The sequence below is a fragment of the Devosia insulae DS-56 genome (assembly GCF_000970465.2).
GTDB lineage: Bacteria > Pseudomonadota > Alphaproteobacteria > Rhizobiales > Devosiaceae > Devosia_A > Devosia_A insulae.
Genome location: NZ_LAJE02000318.1, coordinates 1 through 1,840, shown reverse-complemented (window position 1 = coordinate 1,840; position 1,840 = coordinate 1). Strand labels below are relative to the sequence as shown.

2 protein-coding genes are annotated in these 1,840 nt (G+C 65.0%); both read left to right on the top strand.

The genetic code is table 11. The features are described from left to right. A partial coding sequence (locus VW23_RS21480; protein ID WP_425285227.1) for a 2-hydroxyacid dehydrogenase occupies positions 1–1,028 on the top strand: 1,028 nt, incomplete at its 5' end. Positions 1,029–1,030: 2 nt separating this feature from the next. After that, complete coding sequence (locus tag VW23_RS21475) at positions 1,031–1,813, top strand: SDR family NAD(P)-dependent oxidoreductase (RefSeq protein WP_069911543.1); 783 nt, start codon at positions 1,031–1,033, stop codon at positions 1,811–1,813. Positions 1,814–1,840 lie beyond the last annotated feature (27 nt).

Below are 1,840 nucleotides of genomic sequence, written 5' to 3'. Positions count from 1 at the left end.
GCCACCGGCCGATCAACATGGCCCTCACCCCCACCAACGTCGCCTTCACCCTCGCGCAAAACTGCCATACAACCTTGCGCCGAATAGGGATGGGACCAATGCCGGAAGAGATTCTCCAGACTCACAAGCTGCTCGATCGCTGCGAGAAGGCGCTCGCCGAACGCTACACCGTGCACAAGCTGCACGAGGCGGCCGACAAGGAGGCGCTGATCAAGTCGGTGGCCGGCAAGATCCGGGCCGTCGCCGGCGGCAATGTCGACGGCGCACTGATGGACAAGCTCCCCAAGCTCGAGATCATCGCCAATTTCGGCGTCGGCTACGACTCGATCGACACCAAGGCGGCCAAACAGCGCAATATCCGCGTCACCAATACGCCGAACGTCCTCAACGATGCCGTCGCTGAGCTCACCCTTGGTTTGATGATCGGCCTCGCCCGCCGCATCCCGCAGGGCGACCAGTTCGTCCGTCAGGGCAAGTGGCCCAAGCAGAGCTTCCCGCTGCTCACCGAGCTCAACGGCAAGACCGTCGGCATTCTCGGCCTCGGCCGCATCGGCAAGGAAATCGCCACGCGCTGCCAGGCGATGAAAATGCGCGTCGTCTATCACGGCCGGTCGCGCCAGCATGACGAGCCCTACATCTTCTACGACAAGCTCATCGACATGGCCCGCGACAGCGACTGGCTGGTGATCATTGCGCCGGGTGGCAAGGGCACCGAGAAGATCGTCTCGCGCCAAGTGCTCGAGGCGCTCGGCCCCGAGGGGTTCATCGTCAATGTCGCGCGCGGCACGCTGATCGATGAGGCAGCGATGCTGGAGCTGCTGCAATCGAAAAAGCTCGGCGGCGCGGCGCTCGATGTGTTCGAGAAGGAGCCGCAGGTGCCCGAGGGCTTCTTTGCGCTCGATAACGTCGTGCTCTCGCCGCACCAGGGCAGCGCCACGCACCAGACGCGCAACAAAATGGGGGATCTGGTCGTTGCCAATATCGTCGCGCATTTTGCCGGCGAACCCCTGCTCAGCGCGGTGGTCTGATCATGCTGATTGATCTCAAAGGCAAAGTTGCCATCGTCACCGGCGCCGGTCGCGGTATCGGCCGCGCCATCGCCAGGACCCTCGCTGCTGAAGGCGTCACCGTCGCGATCATCGATTTCCGCCAGGATCTGCTCGATGACGCCGCGATGGAGTGGACCGAGGCCGGGTGGCCTGGCCTTCGCATCCTCTGCGACGTGCGCGAGGCGGCCCAGGTCAACGCCGCGGTCGGCGCAGTGAACGAAGCGTTCGGCCGGGTCGACATCCTTGTCAACAATGCCGGCGTCGCCAGCGGAGCGCGGGTCGAAAAACTCGCCGAGGCGGTGTGGGACGCCAATTTCGACACCAACACCAAGGGCACTTTCCTGATGTGCCAGGCGGTGGCGCCGATCATGCAGCGCCAGGCCTCGGGCCGCATCATGAACGCCGCCTCGTTCGCCGCCATCATCCCGTCGGTCGGCGGCGCCGCCTATGCGGCGTCGAAATCCGCCGTGGTGCAGTTCTCCCGCGTGCTGGCCGGCGAGCTCGGTCCGTTCAACGTGACGGTGAACTCCTATTCGCCGGGCATGATCCCCACCGAGATGAACGGCTTTGCCAAGCTGCCCGACGCCCGCCAGCAACGGCTGCTCGACACCCTGACGCTCCGCCAGTGGGGCAACCCGGAGGACGTCGCCAACCTTATCTGCTTCCTCGCGTCCGACCAGGCTCACTACATCACCGGCGCCTCGATCGACTGCTCCGGCGGCAAGTACGCCACGCAGTTCCCATCGGCGGCTTACGAGAGCTGAGGGCAGGGCAACCCAGCGCACCGAGGG

Coding starts and splice junctions, on each gene's coding strand:
- VW23_RS21475 (WP_069911543.1), top strand. CDS start 1,031: ATGCTGATTGATCTCAAAGGCAAAGTTGCCATCGTCACCGGCGCCGGT.